Annotated in this window: 21 protein-coding genes and 1 tRNA gene; 11 read left to right on the forward strand and 11 right to left on the reverse strand. The window is 37.8% G+C overall.

Annotation, left to right across the window (positions count from 1 at the left end):
• Nucleotides 1-23: 23 nt before the first annotated feature.
• Nucleotides 24-1,742 carry a PspC domain-containing protein gene (locus ACYZ0U_RS03295; protein WP_461449765.1) on the reverse strand — a complete coding sequence of 573 codons (1,719 nt, stop codon included), beginning with the start codon at nucleotides 1,740-1,742 and terminating at the stop codon, nucleotides 24-26.
• Nucleotides 1,743-1,777: 35 nt separating this feature from the next.
• Entirely contained in the window at nucleotides 1,778-2,140 is a 363-nt protein-coding gene (locus tag ACYZ0U_RS03300; RefSeq protein WP_461449767.1) for a PadR family transcriptional regulator, read from the reverse strand.
• 173 nt (nucleotides 2,141-2,313) lie between these two features.
• Between ACYZ0U_RS03300 and ACYZ0U_RS03305 the strand changes: the two genes are divergently transcribed.
• The 5 genes from ACYZ0U_RS03305 (at nucleotide 2,314) to ACYZ0U_RS03325 (ending at nucleotide 10,376) form a co-directional block, all read left to right on the forward strand.
• Entirely contained in the window at nucleotides 2,314-5,544 is a 3,231-nt protein-coding gene (locus ACYZ0U_RS03305; RefSeq protein ID WP_461449769.1) for a SusC/RagA family TonB-linked outer membrane protein, read from the forward strand.
• Between the two features lie 10 nt (nucleotides 5,545-5,554).
• Complete coding sequence (locus ACYZ0U_RS03310; RefSeq protein WP_461449771.1) at nucleotides 5,555-7,168, forward strand: SusD/RagB family nutrient-binding outer membrane lipoprotein; 1,614 nt, start codon at nucleotides 5,555-5,557, stop codon at nucleotides 7,166-7,168.
• Nucleotides 7,169-7,188: 20 nt separating this feature from the next.
• Complete coding sequence (locus ACYZ0U_RS03315) at nucleotides 7,189-8,148, forward strand: DUF1735 domain-containing protein (RefSeq protein WP_461449773.1); 960 nt, start codon at nucleotides 7,189-7,191, stop codon at nucleotides 8,146-8,148.
• A gap of 68 nt (nucleotides 8,149-8,216) precedes the next feature.
• Complete coding sequence (locus tag ACYZ0U_RS03320; RefSeq protein WP_461449775.1) at nucleotides 8,217-9,353, forward strand: TlpA family protein disulfide reductase; 1,137 nt, start codon at nucleotides 8,217-8,219, stop codon at nucleotides 9,351-9,353.
• A gap of 69 nt (nucleotides 9,354-9,422) precedes the next feature.
• Nucleotides 9,423-10,376, forward strand: a complete 954-nt coding sequence (locus ACYZ0U_RS03325) for a hypothetical protein (RefSeq protein ID WP_461449777.1) — start codon at nucleotides 9,423-9,425, stop codon at nucleotides 10,374-10,376.
• Here the strand turns inward: ACYZ0U_RS03325 and ACYZ0U_RS03330 are convergent.
• A complete protein-coding gene (locus tag ACYZ0U_RS03330) occupies nucleotides 10,363-11,292 on the reverse strand; it encodes a S66 peptidase family protein (RefSeq protein WP_461449779.1) in 930 nt (309 codons plus the stop codon). The two genes, ACYZ0U_RS03325 and ACYZ0U_RS03330, sit on opposite strands and share 14 nt — an antisense overlap.
• 99 nt (nucleotides 11,293-11,391) lie before the next feature.
• Between ACYZ0U_RS03330 and metG the strand changes: the two genes are divergently transcribed.
• The 3 genes from metG to ACYZ0U_RS03345 all read left to right on the forward strand — a co-directional run bounded on the left by metG (nucleotide 11,392) and on the right by ACYZ0U_RS03345 (nucleotide 14,990).
• Nucleotides 11,392-13,464, forward strand: coding sequence for a methionine--tRNA ligase (metG, locus tag ACYZ0U_RS03335; protein ID WP_461449781.1), 2,073 nt, complete (start codon nucleotides 11,392-11,394; stop codon nucleotides 13,462-13,464).
• A gap of 56 nt (nucleotides 13,465-13,520) precedes the next feature.
• Nucleotides 13,521-13,592 (forward strand) — tRNA-Arg (locus ACYZ0U_RS03340).
• Between the two features lie 138 nt (nucleotides 13,593-13,730).
• Complete coding sequence (locus ACYZ0U_RS03345; RefSeq protein ID WP_461449783.1) at nucleotides 13,731-14,990, forward strand: hypothetical protein; 1,260 nt, start codon at nucleotides 13,731-13,733, stop codon at nucleotides 14,988-14,990.
• Here ACYZ0U_RS03345 and ACYZ0U_RS03350 read toward each other — a convergent pair.
• The 4 genes from ACYZ0U_RS03350 to ACYZ0U_RS03365 form a co-directional block, all read right to left on the reverse strand.
• Nucleotides 14,987-16,219 carry a site-specific integrase gene (locus ACYZ0U_RS03350; RefSeq protein ID WP_461449785.1) on the reverse strand — a complete coding sequence of 411 codons (1,233 nt, stop codon included), beginning with the start codon at nucleotides 16,217-16,219 and terminating at the stop codon, nucleotides 14,987-14,989. The genes ACYZ0U_RS03345 and ACYZ0U_RS03350 overlap by 4 nt on opposite strands.
• Before the next feature lie 227 nt (nucleotides 16,220-16,446).
• A complete protein-coding gene (locus ACYZ0U_RS03355) occupies nucleotides 16,447-17,430 on the reverse strand; it encodes an agmatine deiminase family protein (RefSeq protein ID WP_461449787.1) in 984 nt (327 codons plus the stop codon).
• Nucleotides 17,431-17,596: 166 nt separating this feature from the next.
• A complete protein-coding gene (locus ACYZ0U_RS03360; RefSeq protein WP_461449789.1) occupies nucleotides 17,597-18,043 on the reverse strand; it encodes a hypothetical protein in 447 nt (148 codons plus the stop codon).
• A 20-nt stretch (nucleotides 18,044-18,063) separates the two neighbouring features.
• Nucleotides 18,064-18,765, reverse strand: a complete 702-nt coding sequence (locus ACYZ0U_RS03365) for an SH3 domain-containing protein (protein WP_461449791.1) — start codon at nucleotides 18,763-18,765, stop codon at nucleotides 18,064-18,066.
• Nucleotides 18,766-18,845: 80 nt separating this feature from the next.
• Here ACYZ0U_RS03365 and ACYZ0U_RS03370 point away from each other — a divergent pair, with 80 nt between their 5' ends.
• Nucleotides 18,846-19,070, forward strand: a complete 225-nt coding sequence (locus ACYZ0U_RS03370; RefSeq protein ID WP_461449793.1) for a helix-turn-helix domain-containing protein — start codon at nucleotides 18,846-18,848, stop codon at nucleotides 19,068-19,070.
• Between the two features lie 170 nt (nucleotides 19,071-19,240).
• On the opposite strand, the gene ACYZ0U_RS03375 is transcribed toward ACYZ0U_RS03370, so the two are convergent.
• The 4 genes from ACYZ0U_RS03375 to ACYZ0U_RS03390 all read right to left on the reverse strand — a co-directional run bounded on the left by ACYZ0U_RS03375 (nucleotide 19,241) and on the right by ACYZ0U_RS03390 (nucleotide 21,446).
• Complete coding sequence (locus tag ACYZ0U_RS03375; RefSeq protein WP_461449795.1) at nucleotides 19,241-19,528, reverse strand: hypothetical protein; 288 nt, start codon at nucleotides 19,526-19,528, stop codon at nucleotides 19,241-19,243.
• Between the two features lie 244 nt (nucleotides 19,529-19,772).
• Nucleotides 19,773-20,219 carry a hypothetical protein gene (locus ACYZ0U_RS03380; protein ID WP_461449797.1) on the reverse strand — a complete coding sequence of 149 codons (447 nt, stop codon included), beginning with the start codon at nucleotides 20,217-20,219 and terminating at the stop codon, nucleotides 19,773-19,775.
• 90 nt (nucleotides 20,220-20,309) lie between these two features.
• Nucleotides 20,310-21,065, reverse strand: coding sequence for a hypothetical protein (locus ACYZ0U_RS03385; protein ID WP_461449799.1), 756 nt, complete (start codon nucleotides 21,063-21,065; stop codon nucleotides 20,310-20,312).
• A gap of 177 nt (nucleotides 21,066-21,242) precedes the next feature.
• Complete coding sequence (locus ACYZ0U_RS03390) at nucleotides 21,243-21,446, reverse strand: helix-turn-helix domain-containing protein (protein WP_461449801.1); 204 nt, start codon at nucleotides 21,444-21,446, stop codon at nucleotides 21,243-21,245.
• Between the two features lie 237 nt (nucleotides 21,447-21,683).
• Between ACYZ0U_RS03390 and istA the strand changes: the two genes are divergently transcribed.
• Nucleotides 21,684-23,213, forward strand: a complete 1,530-nt coding sequence (istA, locus tag ACYZ0U_RS03395; protein WP_461449803.1) for an IS21 family transposase — start codon at nucleotides 21,684-21,686, stop codon at nucleotides 23,211-23,213.
• A 20-nt stretch (nucleotides 23,214-23,233) separates the two neighbouring features.
• Nucleotides 23,234-23,986: an IS21-like element helper ATPase IstB gene (gene istB, locus ACYZ0U_RS03400; protein ID WP_354431475.1), complete on the forward strand. Its 753-nt coding sequence runs from the start codon at nucleotides 23,234-23,236 to the stop codon at nucleotides 23,984-23,986.
• The last annotated feature ends 344 nt before the right edge of the window (nucleotides 23,987-24,330 follow it).

The raw sequence follows: 24,330 nt of genomic DNA on the forward strand, positions 1-24,330 counted from the left end.
TATATGGTTAGGGAGTGTTTTCATTATTCGCTTTTTTCTGTGCTATCGGCCATTTTTGCAGAGTCTACTTGCGCCTGCAAGCGTGCTATTGTTTTGGCACTTGCGGCTTTTCGTGCTGAATCAAGCTGAGACGGTGTTTTATGTAAAACAACAGTATCTATCTTACATTGCAATCCGTTGTCAAGCATAATGAATGTTGCGGAGGTGGCATTTTCTTGTTTGTTAAGGTCTTTACAATCGCCTACACTGATGCCGTCCAAATTAACGCGACTATTTAAGTCCTGATCGATGACCACTTTGGAATTTAATGGCACCTGCAATGTTATATCCAGGCGCTCATCATGCCATGAAGTGTTCTCGGCCCGCCTTAAACGGTCATCAAAACTCAAGATCTCATCCTGTTGATTGAAAATATAAGTTGTGTTGCGTGCATTTAATAAGGCATCGGCATCATCATATCCCTGAGCTGTAAATGTTTCTAACATAACGGGATGATCCAGATCCCCTTTTACGATGTTAATATTTACATTCCATGGTTCATCATTTTGGTTATCATCATTATTGATGGTCATGTTATGAAAGTTGTTCTTTACATCAAGTCGAAGACTGTCATCATGGGTTAAATATTTAACATCATTTAGTTTAAGATAATAGATATTGTTGGGTGTGGCTTTTAAATTAACCACCTGCGTTATTTTTCCTGACGATCTGAAATTACTCGCCACATTAACCGCATAGTAAACTAATATGGCTAATGAGCATACCCATATTGCCAATAAGGTGACGCCAACTGACCGATTGATAGGTCTGGTATTAAACAATGCCCCAATTATAGCCAGTATAATGGTAACCACTGGTAAAAAAGCGGTAAAAAATGCCACTATATATATTCGGTCAGCGTGCTGATTGGCAATAATACTGAAAGGGAATAAGCCATGAGGAGTAGAATGGAAACCGATAATGGCGACAAGGCAAACAATTAGCGCTATAGCAACCCCAAAGAATGCCAGCAACAGAATAAAGCCAATTATTTTAATAATTATTTTACCGGCACCCATAAAAAATAAATGGATGTGGATCAGTAAGTCGCCGATAAAGTCGCGTAACTTATATATGGTAGGGCGGGCTTGGTCATGCAGATCATTAAAATTGCTTTTAACAGCGCTTAATTCCTGTTCCAAATTATCCTTAAATCCCTGCAGATTTAATTTTTGCCCCTTCATGGCCATGCGGTCGGCGCGGGTAACGGCTTGAGGTATAACTATCCATAGTATTATATATAGTAACAAGCCTGAGCCTGCGAAAAAGAATGACATCGCAAATGCCAAACGGATCCAAAGCGGCTGTATGTTAAAGTAATTGGCAATACCTGCGCACACACCACTAATTAAATGGTCGTCCGGATCGCGGAATAAACGGCGACCACTTATATTATAGGTATCAGTACCAAAGGTGGTTGATCCGCTTTCTTCATATAAATTGTCAAAGTCTTCAACCCGGCCCATTTGATCTATCACCTTGTTTACATCTTGTTCAACAATAACCTGTTTGTTTTCGGCAGCTAACAGTTCTGAGAACATTTCTGCAACTCGGTTTTCAATATCAGTGGTAATTTCCAGGCTATCTGCCGAGTTTAAAAAATGACGTTTTACATCCGTCATGTAGTTTTTTAAAATCTCGTAAGCATCTTCCTCTATATGAAAAACAATGCCGTTTATATTTATGATAATAGTTTTATTCATGATTTCTTAATGTTTGGAGATTTAGTTGTTAGCGATTATTGGTTGTTGGGTTGACTGGATTGTGGCGGTATCCTCTCGCCAATCGCAATGTGTACTGCAAATTCAAGCTCTTTCCAGGTTTTATCGAGCTGTTCAAGTACTAAACGGCCCTCATCTGCAAGTACATAATACTTGCGCGGCGGCCCGGATGTGGATTCTACCCAATTATAAGTTAACAGGCCATTATTTTTTAAACGGGTAAGCAAAGGGTACAGAGTGCCCTCAACTACAAGCAGTTGGGCTTTTTTTAGCTCAGCAATAATATCTGAGGCATATGTTTCGCCCTTAGCTATGATGGAAAGTATGCAATATTCTAATATGCCTTTCCGCATTTGGGTTTGAGTATTTTCAACAATCATAAAGCAAAGATATATGTTTAAAAATGTATTATGCAATACATAGTACTAAATAAATTGTATTTTTTTATAAAAGTGCATTTATTTTAAAAAAAATGACTTTTTACTTGACTATTTGAAAATCTAACATTACTTTTATAATTAATTAACTATTAACTGATCTTATTATTAACAAAATGAAAAAACTTCTACTAGTAAGTTTGTGTTTCCTGATGTTAAGCATTACACAGGTATTCGCACAAAACCGTACAGTTACTGGTACGGTTAAGGCCAAAGACGATGGCCTACCCATTCCGGGAGTAACAGTAAAGGTAAAAGGCACTCCTAATGGTACCCAAACCAATAGTGCCGGTAAATTTACATTAAGTGTACCGGCAGGGGCGTCATTAACATTTACCTTTGTGGGATACGCCGCTCAAACGGTCCCTTCTTCAAGTGTAATGAATGTGACGCTTGTTCCCGCAAGTGGTCAACTTGGCGAGGTTGTGGTTACGGGCGCGTTGGGTATTAAGCGTGAAGCTAAAGAGCAAGGTTATGCTGCAACTCAAATTAATAACAAATCGCTTACTGAGTCTGAGCCAACCAACTTTACAAATGGTTTAACCGCTAAGGCTCCGGGTTTGATTGTAACTACCGTTGATAACGGTATCAATCCTACAACACGCTTTACCTTGCGTGGTACCCGCCACATCAATGGTAACAACTATGCGTTGGTTGTATTGAACGGCACGCCAGTTTCGCCAAATGAGGTTGATGACATCAATCCTGACGATATCGAAAGTGTTAATATCCTGAACGGTGCAGGTGCTGCGGCTTTATATGGTTCTGAAGCCTCTAACGGTGCATTGGTAATTACTACCAAACGCGGTAGTGCAACAGGCGCTCCTACTGTAACTTACACCAATACTTTCCAGATAGAGCAAATATCTTATTTTCCTAAGCTGCAAAACGAATTCGGTTCTTACGGTGGTGAGGGTGGCCAATATCAGGATCCCGTTACTGGTTTCATTATTGCTCCAGTGCCTTACGAAAACCAATCTTACGGCCCGAAATACACAGGCGCCCTTACACAGCTTGGTATTCCTTTGGCAGATGGAACCATACAAGAATATCCATATTCTACGCCTGCAAAAGATCCACGCCAAGCATTTTTCCAAACAGGTCATAGTGATCAAAACAGCGTTTCTTATGCAAGCGGAGATGCGACTAATGGCTTCAACTTTTCTGCAAGCCGCGTAGACAGGACTGGTACATTACCAATGGATACTTATAATAGAAGCACTGCACGTGTTAGCGGTACAAAAACAAGCGGCATTTTCACAATGGATGCGACTGCCAGCTTTACGCAATCTAACACCAGCACATCTGCAAACAACGGTGGTTATTATTCATATGATGATGCCAACGTTTTAAATACTATCTTAAATACACCATCTTGGGTGCCAATTGAAAACTTTAAAAACATCAATCAGCCATTCGCTGACGTTAATACTTATTTTAACGCTTATGGTGTAAACCCATACTGGTTGATCAACAATTCAAGAACAAACACCAGGACTGACGTATTTAACGGCAATTTTAATGGTACGGCTAAATTCACTAAATGGTTGGACGCAAGTTACCGTTTATCATATAGCGGCGGTGTAACCCAAATACAGGCTACTCGTGCAGAAGCTGATTTTAGCGAATATGCGCTTGGCAACAGCAACACAGTAGGTGGACAGATTGGCGCTAACGTACCAGGCTATGTTCAAAACATTACACAATTTGGTGATGGTGGTACAGGTGCTTTAACCTCTATTGGTGGTGCAGGCCCGCAAGGTTACTCACGGATTCAACAGGATGAGTTTTTAAATTTTCACCATACTTTCTTCCATGATTTTAAAACTACATTGTTATTAGGTAACACTATTTGGCAGGAATATGCCAATGAAACTGAAAATAGCAGTGCAAACTTATTGGTTGATAACTTTTACAACATCGGCAGTATATTAGGTACACCTGAAACAAGCCAAACTACTTACAAAATCCGCCAGATAGCTTATTTCGCTGATGCTACAATCGGTTACAAGGATTTTGCTTTCTTAGAAGGATCGTTACGTAATGACCATGATTCGCGCCTTGCAGCTGCAAACAGGTCATTCTTTTATCCATCAGTAAAAGGATCAGTTGTACTAACTGATGCGATTCCTGAACTTAAAGACAATAAATATTTATCTTTCTTGAAGGTAAGGGCTTCGTATACCCAGGTGGGTGATGTAAACGTTGTGCCTTATGGTATCAACAATACTTTTAGCCCAACATCTGGTTTCCCTTACGGAAGTGTAGGCGGCTTAAGCTTAAGCCAAACATTAAACAATCCTAACCTTAAACCGGAGCTTACTAACGAACTTGAGTTTGGTGCTGATTTTGGTTTCTGGGATGACCGTGTTAGCGCGAGTGCTACTTATTACACCAGCAAAACCAAGGACCAAACATTAAGCATTGCTACATCTCCGTCTACAGGTTATACAAATACCTTAATCAACGTAGGTGAAGTTGCAAACCAAGGCTATGAGTTTAAAGCTGATGTGCAAGTTCTTACTAAAGCTCAAAATGGTGTAGGTTTAGATTTAGGTGGTAACTTAACTATCCAATCAAACAAAGTAATTTCATTGTTTGGTAATACCAAACAAATTACAATCGGTGGTTATCCAAATGCAGCTGTTGAAGCTGTAGTTGGTAAAAGCTTCCCGGTGTTATACGGAACAGATTTGAACCGCGATCCACAAGGAAGAGTAATTGTTGACCCTGCTACTGGTTATCCTTCGCTTAACAGTAATTTAACTGATCTTGGCGCTTTAACACCTAACTACATTATAGGTTTAACCCAATCAGTTAGCTATAAATTTATCACGTTAACCGCTGTAAGTGAGTTCCGTACTGGTAACGTTATTTACAACGAAGGTGAAAGTGAAGCCACCACATCAGGTGAATCAGCCCTTTCTGCTTCAGCTGGCCGTGAAAGGTTTATTTTTCCTAACTCTGTGATCAACACAGGTACAGCATCAGCCCCTGTGTATACACCTAACCACAGCGTATCTATTCAGGATGGTAACATTGGTTTCTGGGACGGTGGCGCATATAGCGAAGCAGCTAGTACTTACGTTACAAGCGGTGCATTCTGGAAGTTAAGAGAGGCTGATTTGGCATTCGACATATCAAAGTGGACCAGGAAAAGCAAGTGGATCAAAAAAACAACCTTCTCTTTAATTGGAAGGAACTTGGTTATGTTAAGGCCTAAAACCAATAACTGGACCGATCCGGAATTTTCTTATAGCGCAGGTAACAATGGTCCTGGTATTAACAACACCAATCAGAACCCGCCATCACGCTTTTATGGAGCAAGTTTAAACGTAACGTTTTAATTAATAAATGATGAAAAAGTACTTATCAATAATATTTGTTACACTTACAATTGCAGGAAGCAGTTGTAAGAAGGATTATCTGAACCTTACGGCTAATCCAAACGTGCCGTCTACGGCATCAGCTAATCTGCTTTTATCAGGAGCAATAAAATCTACTGCATCTATCGTAAATTACGGCCCGACACCTTCAGGTTCAGGTGATTATGCTCAATATGCGGCCTGGGTAGGTTATTTAACACAAAGTACCAGTTTTCAGGTATTCAATAACTTAACCAAATATATTTTAACTTCAACAGATTACAATGGTTCATGGGAAGATAACTATTTGAATATAGCCAACTACAATGCGATAGAAGCTACCAACTCTGGTCCAAATTACCAGGCTATAGCTGAAATCATGATTTGCTTTGACTATGAGGCTTTGGTGGACAACTTTAACAACGTACCTTACAGCCAGGCATTAAAAGGCGCTTCAAACCTTTCGCCGGCTTATGATAACGGACAAACTATTTATCTTGATCTTGCTAAAAGACTTGATGCAGCTATCACTTTAATTCAGGGAGCTCCTGCTGGGGCTGCTAATCCTTTAGGGGCTGACGTTATGTTTGGAGGTAATATGACTGAGTGGGCTAAATTTGCTAATACTTTGAAATTAAGGCTTGCTTTACGTGAGTCAACCAAACCAGGCTTGGCTGCTGATTATGCGACATTAAGTGCTTCAGTTAAAGCAACAGAAGGCGTTGGTTATATCGATGGGACCTTCTCTGCATCTGTAAACCCAGGTTATACTTTGAATGATGCTAACGGTGGGCAAGAAAGCCCGGTGTGGTCTTATTTCGGGACCAACCAAAATGGTGGTGCTGAAGCGGGTAAAAATTTGTACCAGGCAAATGCGTTTGCAGCAAACTATTTTGCAAGTAACAAAGACCCACGTTTAGGCCAGATTTACGCTAACAGTGCTACTCCAAATGCATATAAGGCAGTTATTAGCGCTGGAAACGATGGTGCCATCAGTGTGTTAATAAATGGTACCGATACTACGGCTATTGCTTCTACCCAATTTGGTGGTTCTGTGCCAATTGCTGGTACAATTGACGGTAAAGCCGTTTTACCTTATATCGTGCCGAGCTTATTGGGTCCTGGTGTGTTGGCATCTGCAACACAAAACGCCATCATCATGTCTTCACCGGAAGCTTTATTTTTACAAGCTGAAGGAACGTTAAAAGGCATACTTACAAAAGAAGGTACTGCAGCATCATTATACAATGCAGGTGTTAAATCTTCATTTGAACTAGACTTGGTTCCAAACGCAGATGCCGCGGCCGCAACCTATTTAGCAAATCAGCAACCTTATCCATCAACTGGTTCAGCTACAGTGCAGCTTAATGCAATTATTATGCAAAAATGGGCAGCATTAGCTATATATGGTGGCTTTGAAGCATTTAACGAGCAACGCAGAACAGGTATACCTGCTGCAGCACTTTCTGTTTATCCGGGTGTTAATGCTCCTCGCCAGGTAACTCGTGTTTTTTATCCAACTATCGAGTACCAAACCAATGCTGCTAACGTAGCCTCTCAAGGAACAATCAATGTATTTTCGTCCCTTATATTTTGGGCTCAATAAAAACTTTAAAAATAAAGAAAATGAAAAAGACATTTTATATAAAAACCGCCTTATTATCACTTATAGGCATCGCGCTGTTAAGCTCATGTCTTAAGGATCCGAGGTATGTTGATTTCGCGGGATCAAAGCCGCTAATCGAACTACCGGGAGCTGCTGGGGTTGCAGCCGGTGGCGGATATTTTGAGACAGTTGGTTTGCTCGCAAATGCTTCAGCGCCAACCGCGTTCAATGTACCTGTAAATCTAGCTGCTCCGAATCCATTAAGCACACCTGTAACAGTTAAATTATCAGTTAATGCAGCCGCGTTAACAGCTTATAATACAGCAAATGGTACAAATTATACACTGATGCCGGCAGCTGATTATTCAAGTTCATTAACAGTAACAATTCCTGCAGGTCAAAACTTGGTAAATTTAGTTGTAAATGTTAATACCAGCCAAATTACTCCTGCCAATTCATATGTGTTGCCTTTGACTATTACAGACGGTGGTGGACAGCAGATTAGTAACTACAATACAATTTTATTTGCAATTGTTGTGAAAAATGCATACGATGATAATTATACCGAAACAGGTTATAAGTTTCACACTACGGCAGGTGCAAGCCATGCATTAACAGGAACTATTGCTGTTACTACTGTGACGGCAGTAACATCTAATACAGCAGTTGGCGATTTAGGTGGAAGTGGATATACTTTTAACTTTGATACAAATGGATCAACTGTAAGTAATTGGGTTCCAGAAGGTAGTACTCCAGCAGCACCAGCTTCAGGCTTTATGACTGCTGATAATCCAGGCGGGTTTACTTATGTAACTACTGATGGGTCACAGCCAGGAACTGCACCATATACTTCATCAACTTACAATAATACCTATAATGCCACGACTAAGACATTTATGTTGCATTATGGCTATGGAGTTGGTTCAAGTGGGCAAAATGGGTATACTCGTCAGTTTTATTCAAAATTAGTTGCTCAATAGCAATTAGTAAAACGTACTTTTATTGAAAAGCTATCTTCGGATAGCTTTTCCTGTTTAATATTAATTATATGAATAAAATTATTAAATTTTTTTTCTTTGCAGTTTTAGTATTTCATGCATTTAGTTGTACTTATTCTCAGAAAACTAAAATAATAATCTATACTAAATCACCTATTGGTGCCAAATTATATATCAATAGAGTTCCATATTTTAACGAGCCGAAATTGATAAGTGATTCGGCAATAATCAGAAATAATAGGGATAGTTTGATATTTTATATACCAAAAAATCATGAGCGGTTGTTTGAGGTGTTATTAAATGAAAAAAAATTGAAGGTTACGTTTATCAACGATTCTAAGCTAATACGAATACATATAGATTATTTTTCACAGAAATATCAAATAGACGGGTCAACTGCAAGTAAGAGTTTAATAGATTTTGGAAATAGTCAACTCAAAATTGCCGCAATTACACAAAAATTATATCGGGTAATTGATAGTTTACAACGCAACCATAAGAATGTGAGTCGAATTAAAATATTAAGCGACTCATTAGACAGAAAACTTGCTGCTTTTTCTCTAAGATATGTACGTTATGCCGATACTGTAAGAAGTCCGGCTGCATTTATTGAAGTTTATAACAATATTGATTTTGACAATAATTATAGGCAATTAAAAAGATTTATAATGTTTAATGCTGGTAGATTTCCTAGTTATAAACCTATTCAGGAAATTAAAAAAAAGGCCTTATCTGTTGTCCGGGTGTATGAACAAGAATTTAATATAGGTGATAAACTGCCTTATATATCATTGCCGGATACCTCAGGAAAGTTGAGATCGACCAGTTTATTTAAAGGAAAATATTATTTAATAGATTTTTGGTCAACTTGGTGCCAACAATGCATTGTGTTTAAAGATGCGGAAAAAAAGATTAATAACAAGTTTAGCAATAAAGTAAAAATAGTAAGCGTTGCTATTGACGATCAAGATCAAGTTTGGAAAAAGATGATTTCATATAATAAATTAAATTGGATGCAGTTGATCGATAAAAAAATGTGGGAAGGTCCGGCTGTTAATACGCTATTATTTGACAGTATCCCTTTTAATTTTTTGGTCGATCCAACGGGAATAATCATAAAAAAGGCGATTAAACCTGACTCTTTAAATGCAGTATTATCTAATTTAAATGCAAATAGGAATAGGTAATTTTACTGTTACTCAAATATTGCTATTACTAAAATCTATATCTTTCCACAAAAAATTTTAAATAAATCAATGAAAAGAACGACTATTTTAAGTTTATTTATTCTATTAGGCAAAATTGCTCTTTGCCAAACCATTTCTATTAGAGGTAAAGTATCGGATGATAAAGGAAACCCTGTCGCTTTTGTTTTTATTAAAGATGCGCAGCATAATTATGCTACTTTTTCTGATCCAAACGGTGCATTTAAACTTAACGTTGATCCGGCTTCAGAATTGATAGCAACAAGCAACAATTTTGAAAAGTCAATAGTAAAAATAGATAACCAAGCTATAATAAATATAGTGATGCACCCAGGTGGCGTGGCGAGTACTGCCACAGCTACTGGTAATGCATTTACGGTTACTGAAATAGGCGCCAGGGGTAAAGATACCCAACCCCTTGCCCAATTTGGTACCACTAAGGAAGAATTACACGGTAGTCCTTATTTATTTAGTACGTGGGTTCATGGTTATGCCGTAACAACCAGCGATTCTATTAAACAAAACGATAGTTACCTGTTCAATTACGAAAAAACTACAGGTATTTTATTATATACTTCAGGGGGCAACACAATGAAAGCTGTAACTAAAGGAGAAATAAAAGGATTTACATTATTTGATGATAATGGACAGGTTTACACTTTTACAGATGTGCCTGCTATTAATCCTAAAGTATATGTTCAGGTATTATCTTCAGGTAATAAGTATATTATTTATAAGGATATAAATACTCAATTCCATAAAGCTGATTTTACAACAAATGGTATCACATCGAGTGGAAATAATTATGATTCATATGATGATAACAGCAATTATTATCTAGTGAAATTGCCTGGTGGTACTCCTCAAAAATTGAGCTTGAAAAGAAAAGCAATCAAAAATGCTTTTGCTGCTGATGAAGATAAAGTAAATCAATTCCTGTCAGCCAATGACTCAGAAATAGACGACACATTCCTTGAAAAGTTGGGTAATTTTATGAATAACTAATTAAAGTTTTTGAATCTGATATAAGCATTTTGATCTTCCTGCCGAGTATCAAACTTCGGTTATCAGGCACATGCCCTGCCGGGAAATCAAAGCAAACCGGGTAATTGTATTTGCGCACAACAGCTGTAATAATCTGCTCAATGGTTTGGCCAAAGGGAATGTCGTTATCCTTAATTTCGGTAAAGCCACCTACTATTAAACCGGCCAGGTGTTTAAGTTTACCTGTACGGTCAAGCATGCGAACCATACGGTCAATAGCGTACAAGTACTCGCCAACATCCTCAATAAACAGGATCTTACCGGTATAATCCAGATCAGAAACCGATCCTGCCACTGCTGCCAGTAAAGAAAGATTACCGCCAACCAATACGCCCTTCGCTTCACCCTCACGGTTAAATTCATTTGCGTGGAAATGGTAACTTATCTCCTCGCCAAACAAAGCCTTTCGCAGCGATTCCAAAGAGTTTGCAGAAGCATCAGGAATATTCACTGGCATTTGCCCGTGTATCGTTTGAATGTTTAAATTATTATATAAATGGGTGTGCAGCACCGTAATATCGCTAAACCCTACCAGCCATTTGGGGTTGGTTTTTAACCTCGAAAAATCGACTTTATCAATCATGCGTATGGTTCCATAACCACCGCGTGCAGCAATAATAGCCTTAATGCTGTCATCATCAATAAAACGCTGCAGATCCTGCGCACGCTCATCGTCATCCCCGGCAAACTGGTGGAAAGACAGATTTAAGGTATCGCCCAAAACAACCTCCAGTCCCCACGATTGTAGTAGCGTTACGGCATCCGTCATGGGCGCAGGTAATTTCTTGGCCGGGCAGGTTATAGCCACTTTGTCGCCTTTCTTTAAATAAGCCGGTTGTGTGGATGGGGTTACAGATAGATCGCCTTTAGTCATCATCAACAATAAAAAACATTAGCATGCCCGTTTTAGTATACGGACTGAGTTCCTCGCTAAAATAAATTATCTTTGCCAGATTATTACTAAGGATGCATATTAATGTCACAACTTAATAAATTTAAAAGATTTACTGTTACCTCGGCCCTGCCTTACGCTAACGGCCCACTACATATTGGTCACTTAGCAGGTGCATATTTGCCAGCCGATATTTTTGTCCGCTACCTGCGCCTTAAAAAAAAGGATGTAGTTTACATCTGCGGATCAGACGAGCATGGCGCGGCCATCACTATAAAAGCTAAAAAAGAAGATACCACGCCGCAAGCGATCATTGATAAATACCATAATCAGATCAAAAATAGCTTTGAGGAGTTTGGGATAGCATTTGATATTTATCACCGCACCTCATCACCTATTCATCATGATCTTTCGCAGGAGTTCTTTTTGAATTTATATGAAAAGGATGAGTTTGTAGAGCAATATTCTGAACAATACTATGATGAAGATTTTAACCAGTTTTTGGCGGATAGATACATCATTGGCACCTGCCCCAATTGCGGCAACGAGCGTGCTTATGGAGACCAATGCGAGAACTGTGGTACATCATTAAATCCAACGGATCTGATCAGCCCGGTATCAACCTTAAGCGGCAAGCCGCCTGTATTGCGGCCAACTAAACACTGGTATTTACCATTGGATAAATATCAACCCTGGTTAGAGAGCTGGATAGATACAAAAGAAGGAGAATGGAAGGTTAATGTATTCGGACAATGCCGCTCATGGCTAAAATCTGGACTTCAGCCGCGCTCAATGACCCGCGACCTGGATTGGGGTATTGATGTGCCTTTGGATGAAGCCAAAGGCAAAAAATTGTATGTATGGATGGATGCGCCGATAGGTTATATATCTGCCACCAAACAATGGGCTATTGAAAAGGGAAAGGACTGGAAGGTTTACTGGAAAAAGCAGGAGAACGAAGCCGATGACTCTTGCTTGATACACTTTATTGGTAAGGATAACATTGTATTCCATTGTATCATTTTCCCGTCGATATTACATGCCCACGGAGAATATATATTACCGCAAAACGTACCTGCCAATGAATTTTTGAATTTGGAGGGAGAGAAACTGTCCACCTCACGTAACCATGCGGTTTGGCTGCATGAGTACCTGGAGGAGTTTCCGGGTAAGCAGGATGAGTTGCGCTATGTGCTCACCTCTATACTCCCTGAAACCAGCGACAGCGAATTTACGTGGAAAGATTACCAGGCTCGAGTAAATAACGAGCTGGTGGCGATATTGGGCAACTACGTAAACCGTGTAATGATACTAATGCATAAGTTTTACGACGGTAAAGTTGAAAATGCAACAGGCGGGATTACGCTGACGGATAATTTGCTCAATGCACAGTTAGGTGAATATTATAATGAGCTCGACCAGAGTTTAGAGAATTATAAGTTTAGGCAGGCACTGCAGAATGTGATGGATATTGCCCGTTTAGGCAATAAATATTTAACTGACAAAGAGCCCTGGAAAACCATTAAAACCAATCCGGATGATGCTAAAGAAGCCTTACATAACTGCTTGTTTATAATAGGCCATTTGGCAATATGCCTGCAACCGTTTTTACCGGCAACAGCCACCAAAATATTTGGTATGCTGAACTATGATCTAACCGATGTTTCATTTGGTGATGCGGTTAAATTTGCGAATGGGCACCAGCTAAACCCGGCCTCTTTATTGTTTGAAAAGGTAGAAGATGAGGTTATAGATCAGCAATTACAAAAACTATCGGATAAAAAGCAAGCAGCGGTAGTCGCTCAAAAAGCACCAATTGTTGCTGCCAAAGCAAATATCGACTATGAATCATTTGCGGCGATGGATATTCGTACCGGTACAATTTTAGCAGCCGAAAAGGTAGCGAAAACAAAAAAACTGTTAAAGCTGACAATAGATACTGGAATTGATGAAAGAACTGTAGTATCGGGTATTGCGGAGTATTATGAGCCTGAAACCATTATTGGGCAGCAGGTAAGCATTTTAGTGAACCTTGAGCCACGCGAGATAAAAGGAATTTTATCCCAAGGCATGATATTGATGGCAGAGGACTCGAATGGTAAATTAAGTTTTATGTCGCCGGTTGATGCGTTGCATAACGGTTCAGTAGTCCGATAAGTCAATTTGAATTTTAACTGTATAAATTCAGCTATAATTTGCACCTTTGCAAAACTGGTCCCGTAGTTCAACGGATAGAATAGGAGTTTCCTAAACTCTAGATATGAGTTCGATTCTCGTCGGGACCACTAACTTTCACCGAAATCCGCAAAATTCACCGTAATTTTGCGGATTTTCTTTTTTCACATACAAGATTCCATACAAATGTGTTTTATCTTAATCACGTCATGTCGATTATGTAAATTTGTAAAAACATCAAATTTAAAATGGGAAGGTTAGATATAAGTAATTGGGTTATACATTTTATACATAGAAGAAATCCCGATAATAACCCAGCGGAATTTATCATTGATCCTGAAACTGGAGATTCTGTTGATTTTCCTGATGGTTTTACATATGATGGTAATCCGATATTTTTAACTGACAAATATGAAGAGGAGGAATATGGATTAGCTTCGGATGACTATGCTTTTTATGTGTTAAAAAAAATATTACATGATGGATATATAAAAGCGGGATGGTCTTATAGAAATTTTAACCCTACGATTTATGGTCCGAAGGCGGCGACCTGCTTTACTGAGATGCCGTTATATGGCCTTATAGAATATGCGAAAAGCAGGAATGCAGAAGACTTTATTGAAGATTACGGAATTGCTTTCATTAAAGATGAATTGTTTCAAGCAGGGGCAAGACCCGTAATATATGGATTGAGCACCAGGCATAAAGAGGCTGGAGAAGAAGACCCCTATTTTGGCAAAGGATTACGGAACCTATCATCGGAAACCGGAATTGGATTGAAAGAACAATATAGATATGTGTATACTAATCTCGGAGCCAATAAAAGTACGAATTGGACACATGAACGTGAATGGCGATGGGCAGATCTAAATGGATCCTTTGATTTTCCAGGACTCCCCCTATTTGCTGCTAATAATAAAATTGCTTTCAGTAAAATCATTATCATAGTAAGGACTACTGCAGAAGCAGAAGATATAATTGACTATTTAAAAAATCTTTTTCATTCAAAGTCAACAAATTATGGACGAGAATATAATCTTCAAATCATCGCAAATAGCTATGTTTTGGCATTGGAGGAATTGAGCTCAATAGTAAATGACGTTCATTTAATTAAATTGGACGATCTGCCATTACATAAGCTGCCCAAAATTGAGGAGGTAAAGGTATCTGAAGCAACCCTTAAAAAAGTAAAAATAGCTTGGTCGAAGGCTAGCGTGATTAGCTTACAAGCATCAACTGAATTTTATGAAGTACATGTAAAAGGCAATGAAAAAGGGTCATCTGGATTCTCCCACGTCATTACTTTCGACTCAAACTCTGAGATTACACAAGCTTTTATTAATTTAGGAATAGCGGAATCATACGCAGATGGCTATTACCATTTGAGGGGGCTTGATTCATATCATTCTCAAATAATTGATGTTCCTGAGGCTGGAATGAAGGCTGCTGCAAGATTTTTGTCTGACGAGCTTGGCCAAAGTTTTTCCTATCATTCAAGGTTAGATTAACTCACCTTACTAAATGCTACCGTCATTGCGACAGCTTTTTGATCATCATCAATTTTATTGTACCGAGCGAATGATGATACCGATTTGTGGTTTGATATAGCACGTATTAATTCTGAATCAATTCCCATTTTAAACATATACGATACGAACGTTTTTCTTCCCATATGAGAGGACAGTAATTCATGTAACGGATATATATTCTCAATTCTCTGACTTCCTCTATATCTAACTTTGCTTATTAACCTGTTTAACCCGGCTAATTTACCTATATCCTTGAGATAGTCGTTCATTTTTTGATTGCTGATAACAGGTAGCGACCTTGCGCCGATTAGTCCTTTATATCGATTTAAAATTGTGATAGATTCATGGATGAGAGGAATATTGACACGACTTTTAGTTTTAATAGTTGTAATGTTTATAAAGCCATCTACTACATCAGTTTTCTTTAGGTTTTTTACGTCAGAATATCTAAGTGATGTGAAACAGCAGAAGCAAAATACATCCCTAACCTGACGCAAATAATCCTGCTCTATTTCAAGGTTATATAAATGGAATAATTCGTCTGCCGTAAGTATTATGATTTCAGATTCTTGATTTCTTACTTGAAATGCTTTATAGGCCAAATTTTTGTTATAACCCAATTTAGTTGACCAATCTAAAAACCACTTCAAGATTTTGATATTCTTTGATATGGTACTGTTAATATGTTTTTTCTCTACTTGAAAGTATTCTACATACTTATTAAAAAATGCATTGTCTATAACATCAAAATCAATGCTGATTCTCTTTTTTTGCCCAAATTCAAATAGATGTTTCCTATTAGTGCTTAGTTTTTTTACTGTGGCATTGGTAGCTTTTAATTTATAGCCCTCTATAAACTCATCATAAAGGGCGAACAGAGACTTTTTGTTGACGGTCTTATCAGCATTTAAAGTATTTCTAATATAACTTGGGGTAGGCTGTCTATTTGCGATAATAGCTTCTCGATATACCTTTTGAATTTCATCGCATTTAGATTGGATTAAAAGATTCATCTCCATGCTTCCAGTTACACTTGGCTTAACTCTATTATTTTTTTCATCCCATTTATTAGAGTCAATATGCTCGCCAGTTGATAACCACATACGCTTGCCATCAAATGTGAAATCAATCAATATAGGAACTTTTTTTATTATTAGTTCGCCGTTTCTATCCTTACGTTTTTCTAGTTTTGGAGTAGCATTTGCCATATTTAATTTTGTTGTTGTTTATTTAAAATTATTAATTTGTTATTATAAATATTTAATAATCAATTAGTTACAAAGATATGATTTTTCAATTATTGGTCAATATTTATGTGTGTAATTGGCTTAATAAGCCGATTATAGTGGAAACTTGAAGTTTTATTGATGTAAAATTCGATTAGTCCGAAAATTTGAAAATTTCTTCAATGCCTTAGTTAAGGCCGCTTTTAATACTAAGATTGAAAACTAATACAATGTAATGAGCCACCGAACTTTGCAAGTTGATCACAATTGATGGTTAAGACATCAAAGCCTTGGCTTTCTAGCCATTTTTTATTTATCCAATTATATTCAATCTCACTATTTACTGGTAGAGAATACTCCGGCATGATTATATAGTTATTAAATCTAATATAATTAACGTAAACACCGGTAGCTGAAAATAGGCAACTTCTTGTTTTCTCTCTCTTACAGGCACATTGAATAGGTTCATCAATGGGATGGTCATATATTGGCAATACGTCAAATCCATTTTTAACAGCCATAGTTTTAAGCATATTTACATACTCAATATCTTTTTTTAGATAAGGCAAATTTGGGTACTCGCTTATAAATACAGTATTTTCATCCTTGAACGCCATATAGCCATCGGTATGGCCTATTACATCATAATAACTTCTATTAACTATTATAGCTTCCAACCCGGTATAATCCATAATAATCTTCTCAATGTTTTTGCCAGGATTATCTTCATATACTTTCTCTGTCATGAAAACTTTTTTAGTATTGTGTACAAAGTTACCTCCATCAACATTTAATGGTACTTCAATTATTTGTGATGTGAATGTTTCTGACAGGATACGTTTAGTCAGCATATTTATATACTGATAATACTTAGCTTCTTTTTTCAGCGTACAATAATTGGGAGAATAGTTAGGCTTAAAAATTTTATCACCAGCGGTTAACCCCATGCAATCTCTTAACCATATTTCATCAAAGTAATTGATAATTATGATCTCAACATTAGACTTATGCCTAAACTTTGTTGTTAGTGCCTGCTGTACTTTTTTAGTACTAGTGATTAAAATCAGGTTTATATCTTTTGGTATCAATTCAATTAATTGATCATAAAAAGGCACTAATGATTCATACTCATTTAAAAAACCTTTAGGATAGGCTAAAAAAAGGTATTTACATTTATTAAAATCTGCAGTCATTATGATTGCTCCTTTTTTATTTAGGGGCCAGAGTAAAGTTAATTAGGAGATTTTAGGAGAAAAATCCTTTCTAAATCCTTTCATAATTTTCAACTGAGATGTTATATATTGGAATACTTTTAACGGAGGGACTGTGTTTTGTAATTATAGTAATGAAATATAAGGATTAATGTAATCTGTTGTAGTATCTTCTTTTTGGTATAATTGATGCGGCAGTATCCGTTGCTAGATTGTATTTATGTAATAATTCAGTACTACAGGTTACACATCTTACAATCTTATTTTCTACATCGGCTTCCCAAATAAAACCATCACCCTTATTTTCATTATAAAATGAAACTAAAAATGTATCATCTTTTATATGCTTCGCTTGCCATGTGAAATGATCATTTTTAAACTCATTTGCTACAATATTGGTCATCTCTAAGTTAGTCGGATTAGGTGTATTCCATGAAAGCTCAAAATTATCCATGTCGTGATATTTTAAAAAATACTTCATGGTCACTGCATAAGCATTTATAGCACCAAATTTTTTAGATTGAACTAATTTAATCGCCTCATTGCCTTTATAGCTATCGACTAATTGGCATGATGTTAATAATGCTAAAGCCATTAATAAGATAAGTTTAGTTTTCACGAGAGGTTGGATATGTTATGTGATTGATTTATGATAATTTCTTTAGTATTATTTGCTGCTATCGCTGCCCAAATAATACAGATTAGCCAATAGAAGAAACTTAAAAAAATAGCAAATACTAATAACGCATCAAATGCACTATCATTAAAAGTTAGCAATCCAAAAAATATACAAATTGGTAGTAATAGCATTACTAAACCGCCCTTATATGTAGAATAAAACATTCCAAATGGTCCGAAAAAGAAAGTCAATAAAATAGCAAGACCAACACTTTTGTGTTTTATTACCATATTAGGACTTTTTGTTAAGTCTGGTTGATATGGCTTCTTTTTATGAAATACTACTATTAGTAGGCATATTATAAAAAAAATAAAAAATGCGGATTGAATAATTTTTGGAGCAGGTAATTTGCCCTGATCCGCATCGGATATTTCGTTAATTGCTATTAAATATTTACTACGAACAAATCCTTCCTTATCCTGTATTCTTATTTTATACCAATTTATATTTGATTTATCAATAACATTAACTGTATCGCCTTTTCGGACATAACCCAATGGTTTTGATGATGATCCAATTGTAGACCTTAAATTTAATCTATCGGTATTTACCTCGAATCTTTCTTGCCCATTGGAATTGCTTAAGGATGATACTATTAAAGTAATAAGTAAAGATAATTTTAAAAGAAAATTGCACATATGATAAAGTTTGATGGAAAGATAAGAAATAACGCATATATGCGTCAATAAAAAACACATATATGCTTCATTTTCGATGTGTGATAAACATCAAAAATGACGAAGTTATAAAGGCTTTCGGAAGGAGGTTAAGAGATTTAAGAATCTCTAAACGTTTATCACAAGAACAATTGGCTAATCAAGCTGATATACCATTATCGCAAGTAGGTAGAATTGAAAGAGGGGAAACCAATCCAACATTAAGTACTATCAATGCCCTGGCACTCGCTCTAAAAATTAAAATCGCCGATTTTTTCAATCAGTAGTTGCTATGTGAAATCTAGTCGCCGTATAGCTGCAATGTGGCTGTACTACGGAATTTCCTTATAATTCGCGATAAAGATTACAGCCGAAAATTACTAGGCCGTATGGGGCATCTATGGCTGCATAAAAAAACCGGGCTTAAACCCGGTTTAGTATTTATTTTCTTTTTTAATTAATAACTATATTTTTTCTTCCTATATCCACTTAAATAACCATCTCTTTTATCGAGATATTTGCCATATGCTCCATTCAACTTTGATCTTATAACATCAACTTGTTCTTTTTCATGTTTAGGAAGATAGAAATAGGGTGGAATTATAAAAAAAAAGTCTTGATATGTTGATTTGATTAAACTTGACAAACTGTGATTTGGATGGGCACAATAGCGGTTAACCAAATTTATAAACGATTCAAGAGCCGCTTCTGCTTTCTGATTATTGTATTCTTTTGCTTGATTCATATTACTTAATATCCTTTTGTTTAGGAATGTGTTACAAGACCTAAACTGGTGTGCGTTTTTATTGATTATATTCGATTTAAATCCACAGCCTACGTTGTTTTATTCAATCGCTTGATAGTGTTATGGCAGGACTACGGTATTTTCTTTTAGTCTTCGAAGATTATGTCGAAAATGATTTGCTGTATAACGATTTAAATGAGGATTAAAGAAACATAGGTAAACCCGGCTTCTTTTTCTTATTTATTTATTTATACCAATCTTTCATAAATACTTCTACTTCTTGTTTTTCTAAGTAAGGTTTGTTTTCAGAAAGGGAGCCTTCAATAAAGTCTGATATTTCAACCAAAGAACAATAAAACTTATGTAATGTATTTAAAAGTTCATTTGTTTCTAATTCATTGCTTAAAAAGTCAAACATTATGTCATCTTCGGCCAAGCCCATAGCTTCCTCATGTCCTCCCATTGCCAACGCAAACAATTTTTGTATATAATTATTTTTGAATTCTGATACCATGGTATATAGCTCGGCTATTTTTTTATTATACTTAATATCATTAAAATTTAAATCAAACTTTTTATTTCTTTCTCTTATGTCAATAGGTATTTCCATCGGATCATTCAGTATTTTTTCTACTTCTATTTTGTTTTTGAATAGCATTTCTTGGGTGTATTCTATTGTATTATTTTCCATGATTTTAAAGTGTAATTAAGTTTCAAGGTTCATTACAAGGTCTGAAACTGGTGTAAGAATGAATTCAGGACCCGACCGGGCCCTGAATTGTTAATTAGTGATTAGCGAATTGTATTTGTCAATCATCTTCCGCCGCACAACCATGTGATAATTCGTTGGCAGTCGGTCATAATGATTATACACTTTCTTATATGATGCCCTCAACTTGTTATAAGTATTAATGTTCATGTTACGCTTAAAATCCGCCGCCATAATTTTATTACAATAGGCGTGAACTTTAGGAATGTCTTCCAAAAGATACCCCTCAGAAATTAGAGGGATTTTTTTAATCGCATCATAGACCTTTATTATATCCGTAAAGAGCTTATGCCAGGCTTGCTTATCGTTTAGGGTCTGCAAACTAATTTCAGCGGTTTTAGATAAGCCCAGACTGCTACGTATTTTTCTTAGTTCCGTATAAATTACTTCGTATCGCAATATGTCTGCTTTTATAACAGTCTCTGACTGCTTAGACTTATCGTATCCTTTTATTTTATAGTCACTTACATAACACATCCGCTGGATAGGTTTCCCTTTTAGGTTTTTCGGCGGGCACGTATAGAATTCGTTTGTGGATGTTGTTATATAGCTCATGTAATGAGCTAATACATCGAACGGCTTATGTTGTGCCAATTCTATATTTAAACCAACTTCGAAATTTGTGGAAAGCCTAAAATCTTCTAAAGGCCGCTCAAAAATATTTTTTGACCAATCTTCGCATACTAACTGGAAATCAAAGAACGTGAAGTCGTTATGGTTCAGCTGTTGTTTTAGGTCTCCAAGCACTGCATTATAATATTTATGCATGGAGTTTTGTATTCTTAACAATTGCTTGTTAGGGATAATAATTAACCCTCAAATTCACAAAGTCAAACCACTTTCGATTTTGTTTTCTATTATAAGAACAACTCACATCTAACCGGTCAGTTAGCAACTCAAATTCCTGATTTGAAAAGTTGTCAATATAAAAGGCAGCGTTGTCAATCATGACCCGGCTCCTTTCTTTTTCAAATTCACTTTAGTTGCTTCAACCAAGTCGGTTTTTTTAAAGTAAACCTTTCTCCCTACTTTGTGATACGGCAGAAGCCCGGACTTCTGATAGCGTTGTAATGTTGGTGAGGAGATTTTTAGAAACTTTAATGTTTCTGCACGTGTCAGAAATCCATCTATAATTTCTACTTCTGACATAGTTTTGGGCTGATTGCACTGGTCAATTGTTTGGATATACCGCTGATATTGACCACCCAATTCCGGCGGAATGTGACCAGTGATTCCGCGTCAAATTGACCACCCCATTCCGGGGCAAACTGACCAGGCATTCCGGGCCAAATTGACCACCCCGAACGAGCAGCTAATGCTGTAGAAGCACCCATCTTTACGAGGTTTAATATAACCTCCAAAAGCATGGCCAACACTACGATTAGCATGAGTAAGATCAGAAAGATAATAAGGATGTACACCAATGGGCGCAGTATCATGTCGATAGCTGCCCAGGCTGATACGTCCCGGAATACCGTTAAGAAGTACCTGGCCTCGTTTAAGGATAGTGGCTTTACGTTCGAGGAGGTTGATGCGCTGAACGATAAGGAACTAGAGGACTTCTTTGGAAAAAGCAGGGAGATGCCTCCTACAGGCCGTATGCAATCTATGCTGCGGTGCTTTCCGCATGTAGATAAGGAGCTTAAACGCACCGGCGTTAACCGTCATATATTATGGGCAGAGTATTATAAAGAGTTCCCGGAAGGCTATCAGTACAGCCAGTTCTGCTTCTATTATACCCAGTGGAAAGCGAGGGTCAACCCGACCATGCATATGGATCACAAAGCAGGTGATAAGCTGTATGTGGACTTTGCAGGGCAAAAGCTGAGCATTACCGATAAGGAGACCGGCGAGATCATTACCGTTGAGGTATTTGTAGCGATACTCGGAGCCAGCCAGCTTACTTATGTAGAAGCTGTGAGTAGTCAGCAAAAGGAGGACTTTATTACGGCCTGTGAGAATACGCTGCATTATATCGGTGGCGTTCCTGATGCCATTGTACCGGATAACCTGAAAGCTGCCGTGACCAAAAGCAGCCGTTTTGAGCCCACGTTAAACGAAACATTCGCTGACTTTGCTGATCATTACGGTACTACCATACTACCAGCTCGGGCGTTCCGCCCTCGTGATAAAGCATTGGTAGAAGGTGCGGTTAAGATCATGTATACCCGGATCTATGCCCCCTTAAGAAAAGTAGTTTACCATTCGTTAAAGGATCTGAACGAAGCCATAAGAGTGGTGCTCGAAGAGCACAACAACCGGTTCCTGCAAGGGAGGAACTACAGCCGAAGGCAGCAGTTCGATGAGATAGAGCGCGAAGTGCTCAACCCTTTACCTGTTCTGCGTTACGAGCTTAAAAAGCAGTTCCATGCTACCGTGATGAAGAACGGCTATGTATGCCTTGGACCGGATAAACATTATTACAGCGTCCCTTATCGGTTTATCGGCAGAAAGATCAAGCTGCTATATTCCAGTTCTTCGGTAGAAGCCTTTTACCATTATGAGCGTATTGCCATGCATAAACGCACAAGGGGACTATATCTTTATACAACCGAGAAAGACCATCTGGCTTCCACTCATCAGTTCGTGGCCGACTGGTCAAAAGATAAGTTCCTGGGCTGGGCCTCATCCATACACGAGGATGTCAGGCTTTATATCCATAATATATTCGACCGTAAACAACATCCTGAACAGGCTTATAAGTCCTGCCTGGGTATCCTTGGCTTCTCCCGCAAAGTAGGTAATGAACGCCTGATCATGGCTTGCCGAAGAGGTCTTCACTATGGCGTTTATAACTATAAGACCATTCATATGATCCTGGAAAAGAAGATGGATCAATACGAAGAAAGCCTGTTCGCAGATGAACTTCCTATGCCCAGCCATGATAATATCAGAGGCGAAGACTATTACAAATAACCTTTTAAACAACCAATGGAATGAACACAAACACGTTAGACAAAATGCGGAAGCTCAAGTTCTTCGGCATGTACCATGCTTTTCAAAGCACCCTGGAAACAGGTAAAACAGAGGATTACACAGCAGATGAGCTACTGGCGCACCTGGTAGATGCAGAATGGGATGACCGCCATAACAGGCGTATCGAGCGGCAGATATATTATGCCAAGTTCCGCTACAAAGCCTCTGTAGAGGACGTTCACTATCATGCCGACCGAAGTATCGACCGTAACCAGATCATGCGCCTGGCGGACTGTACATTCATCGAGCGCAATGAGAATCTGCTGATCACCGGCAGCACAGGTATCGGTAAAAGCTATATCGCTTCTGCTATTGGGTACCAGGCCTGCACACTGGGCTACAGGGTCTTTTATGCCAGTACGCCCAAACTGTTCTCTAAACTCAAAATGGCGAAGGCCGATGGTTCGTATCTCAAAGAGGTTGCGAAGATCGAGCGGCAAGAACTACTGATATTGGATGACTTCGGTATACAGCCTTTTGATGCGCAAAGCAGGGCTGCGCTAATGGAGATCATTGAAGACCGGCATGGAAAGACCTCGCTGATCATTACCTCTCAGCTACCTGTAAGTAAATGGTACGATGTGATCGGTGAAAAGACAATTGCTGATGCTATACTGGACCGGATTGTACATAGTGCACACCGTATCGAACTGAAGGGGGAATCAATGAGAAAGAAACGAAGAACTGATGATAAAGAGGTCAGTTATCAATAACCACTTTTAATAACTAACTTTGAAAACGCTTTTACAGCTCTCGCTGCTATCGTTCGCCAGCTAATCGCCTGGTCACTTTGCCACGGAATCAGGTGGTTAACATCCCCGGAATATCAAAATTGTTTCCTTAACTACATTCTTTACACATTCCCCAATGTTTTGGGTCATACATAATAGAAGCTGTTCGACGAGGCTTCCAAATTCCATTTGGAAGTGAGGCGCTACACCCTTGCCCTCAATCATTTTTTGCATAAATTTGTCTACGACATTCTCTTTTTTTTAAAATTAAACCTTCTGTTAGTTGATGTAAAATCAGCGCTGACTAACTTTGTAAAGAAAGTGTA

Origin of the sequence: Mucilaginibacter sp. (genome assembly GCF_965225845.1) — a bacterium.
In the GTDB taxonomy this organism is placed as follows: domain Bacteria; phylum Bacteroidota; class Bacteroidia; order Sphingobacteriales; family Sphingobacteriaceae; genus Mucilaginibacter.

What these genes read in the sequence shown, in the direction of transcription:
- ACYZ0U_RS03330 (WP_461449779.1), bottom strand. Translation starts at nt 11,292, where the DNA reads ATGATGACTAAAGGCGATCTATCTGTAACCCCATCCACACAACCGGCT.
- metG (WP_461449781.1), top strand. Translation starts at nt 11,392, where the DNA reads ATGTCACAACTTAATAAATTTAAAAGATTTACTGTTACCTCGGCCCTG.
- ACYZ0U_RS03375 (WP_461449795.1), bottom strand. Translation starts at nt 19,528, where the DNA reads ATGAATCAAGCAAAAGAATACAATAATCAGAAAGCAGAAGCGGCTCTT.
- ACYZ0U_RS03350 (WP_461449785.1), bottom strand. Translation starts at nt 16,219, where the DNA reads ATGGCAAATGCTACTCCAAAACTAGAAAAACGTAAGGATAGAAACGGC.
- ACYZ0U_RS03385 (WP_461449799.1), bottom strand. Translation starts at nt 21,065, where the DNA reads ATGCATAAATATTATAATGCAGTGCTTGGAGACCTAAAACAACAGCTG.
- ACYZ0U_RS03300 (WP_461449767.1), bottom strand. Translation starts at nt 2,140, where the DNA reads ATGATTGTTGAAAATACTCAAACCCAAATGCGGAAAGGCATATTAGAA.
- ACYZ0U_RS03305 (WP_461449769.1), top strand. Translation starts at nt 2,314, where the DNA reads ATGAAAAAACTTCTACTAGTAAGTTTGTGTTTCCTGATGTTAAGCATT.
- ACYZ0U_RS03365 (WP_461449791.1), bottom strand. Translation starts at nt 18,765, where the DNA reads ATGTGCAATTTTCTTTTAAAATTATCTTTACTTATTACTTTAATAGTA.
- ACYZ0U_RS03355 (WP_461449787.1), bottom strand. Translation starts at nt 17,430, where the DNA reads ATGACTGCAGATTTTAATAAATGTAAATACCTTTTTTTAGCCTATCCT.
- ACYZ0U_RS03315 (WP_461449773.1), top strand. Translation starts at nt 7,189, where the DNA reads ATGAAAAAGACATTTTATATAAAAACCGCCTTATTATCACTTATAGGC.
- ACYZ0U_RS03360 (WP_461449789.1), bottom strand. Translation starts at nt 18,043, where the DNA reads ATGGCTTTAGCATTATTAACATCATGCCAATTAGTCGATAGCTATAAA.
- ACYZ0U_RS03380 (WP_461449797.1), bottom strand. Translation starts at nt 20,219, where the DNA reads ATGGAAAATAATACAATAGAATACACCCAAGAAATGCTATTCAAAAAC.
- ACYZ0U_RS03310 (WP_461449771.1), top strand. Translation starts at nt 5,555, where the DNA reads ATGAAAAAGTACTTATCAATAATATTTGTTACACTTACAATTGCAGGA.
- ACYZ0U_RS03295 (WP_461449765.1), bottom strand. Translation starts at nt 1,742, where the DNA reads ATGAATAAAACTATTATCATAAATATAAACGGCATTGTTTTTCATATA.
- ACYZ0U_RS03345 (WP_461449783.1), top strand. Translation starts at nt 13,731, where the DNA reads ATGGGAAGGTTAGATATAAGTAATTGGGTTATACATTTTATACATAGA.
- ACYZ0U_RS03390 (WP_461449801.1), bottom strand. Translation starts at nt 21,446, where the DNA reads ATGTCAGAAGTAGAAATTATAGATGGATTTCTGACACGTGCAGAAACA.
- ACYZ0U_RS03325 (WP_461449777.1), top strand. Translation starts at nt 9,423, where the DNA reads ATGAAAAGAACGACTATTTTAAGTTTATTTATTCTATTAGGCAAAATT.
- istB (WP_354431475.1), top strand. Translation starts at nt 23,234, where the DNA reads ATGAACACAAACACGTTAGACAAAATGCGGAAGCTCAAGTTCTTCGGC.
- ACYZ0U_RS03320 (WP_461449775.1), top strand. Translation starts at nt 8,217, where the DNA reads ATGAATAAAATTATTAAATTTTTTTTCTTTGCAGTTTTAGTATTTCAT.
- istA (WP_461449803.1), top strand. Translation starts at nt 21,684, where the DNA reads ATGAGTAAGATCAGAAAGATAATAAGGATGTACACCAATGGGCGCAGT.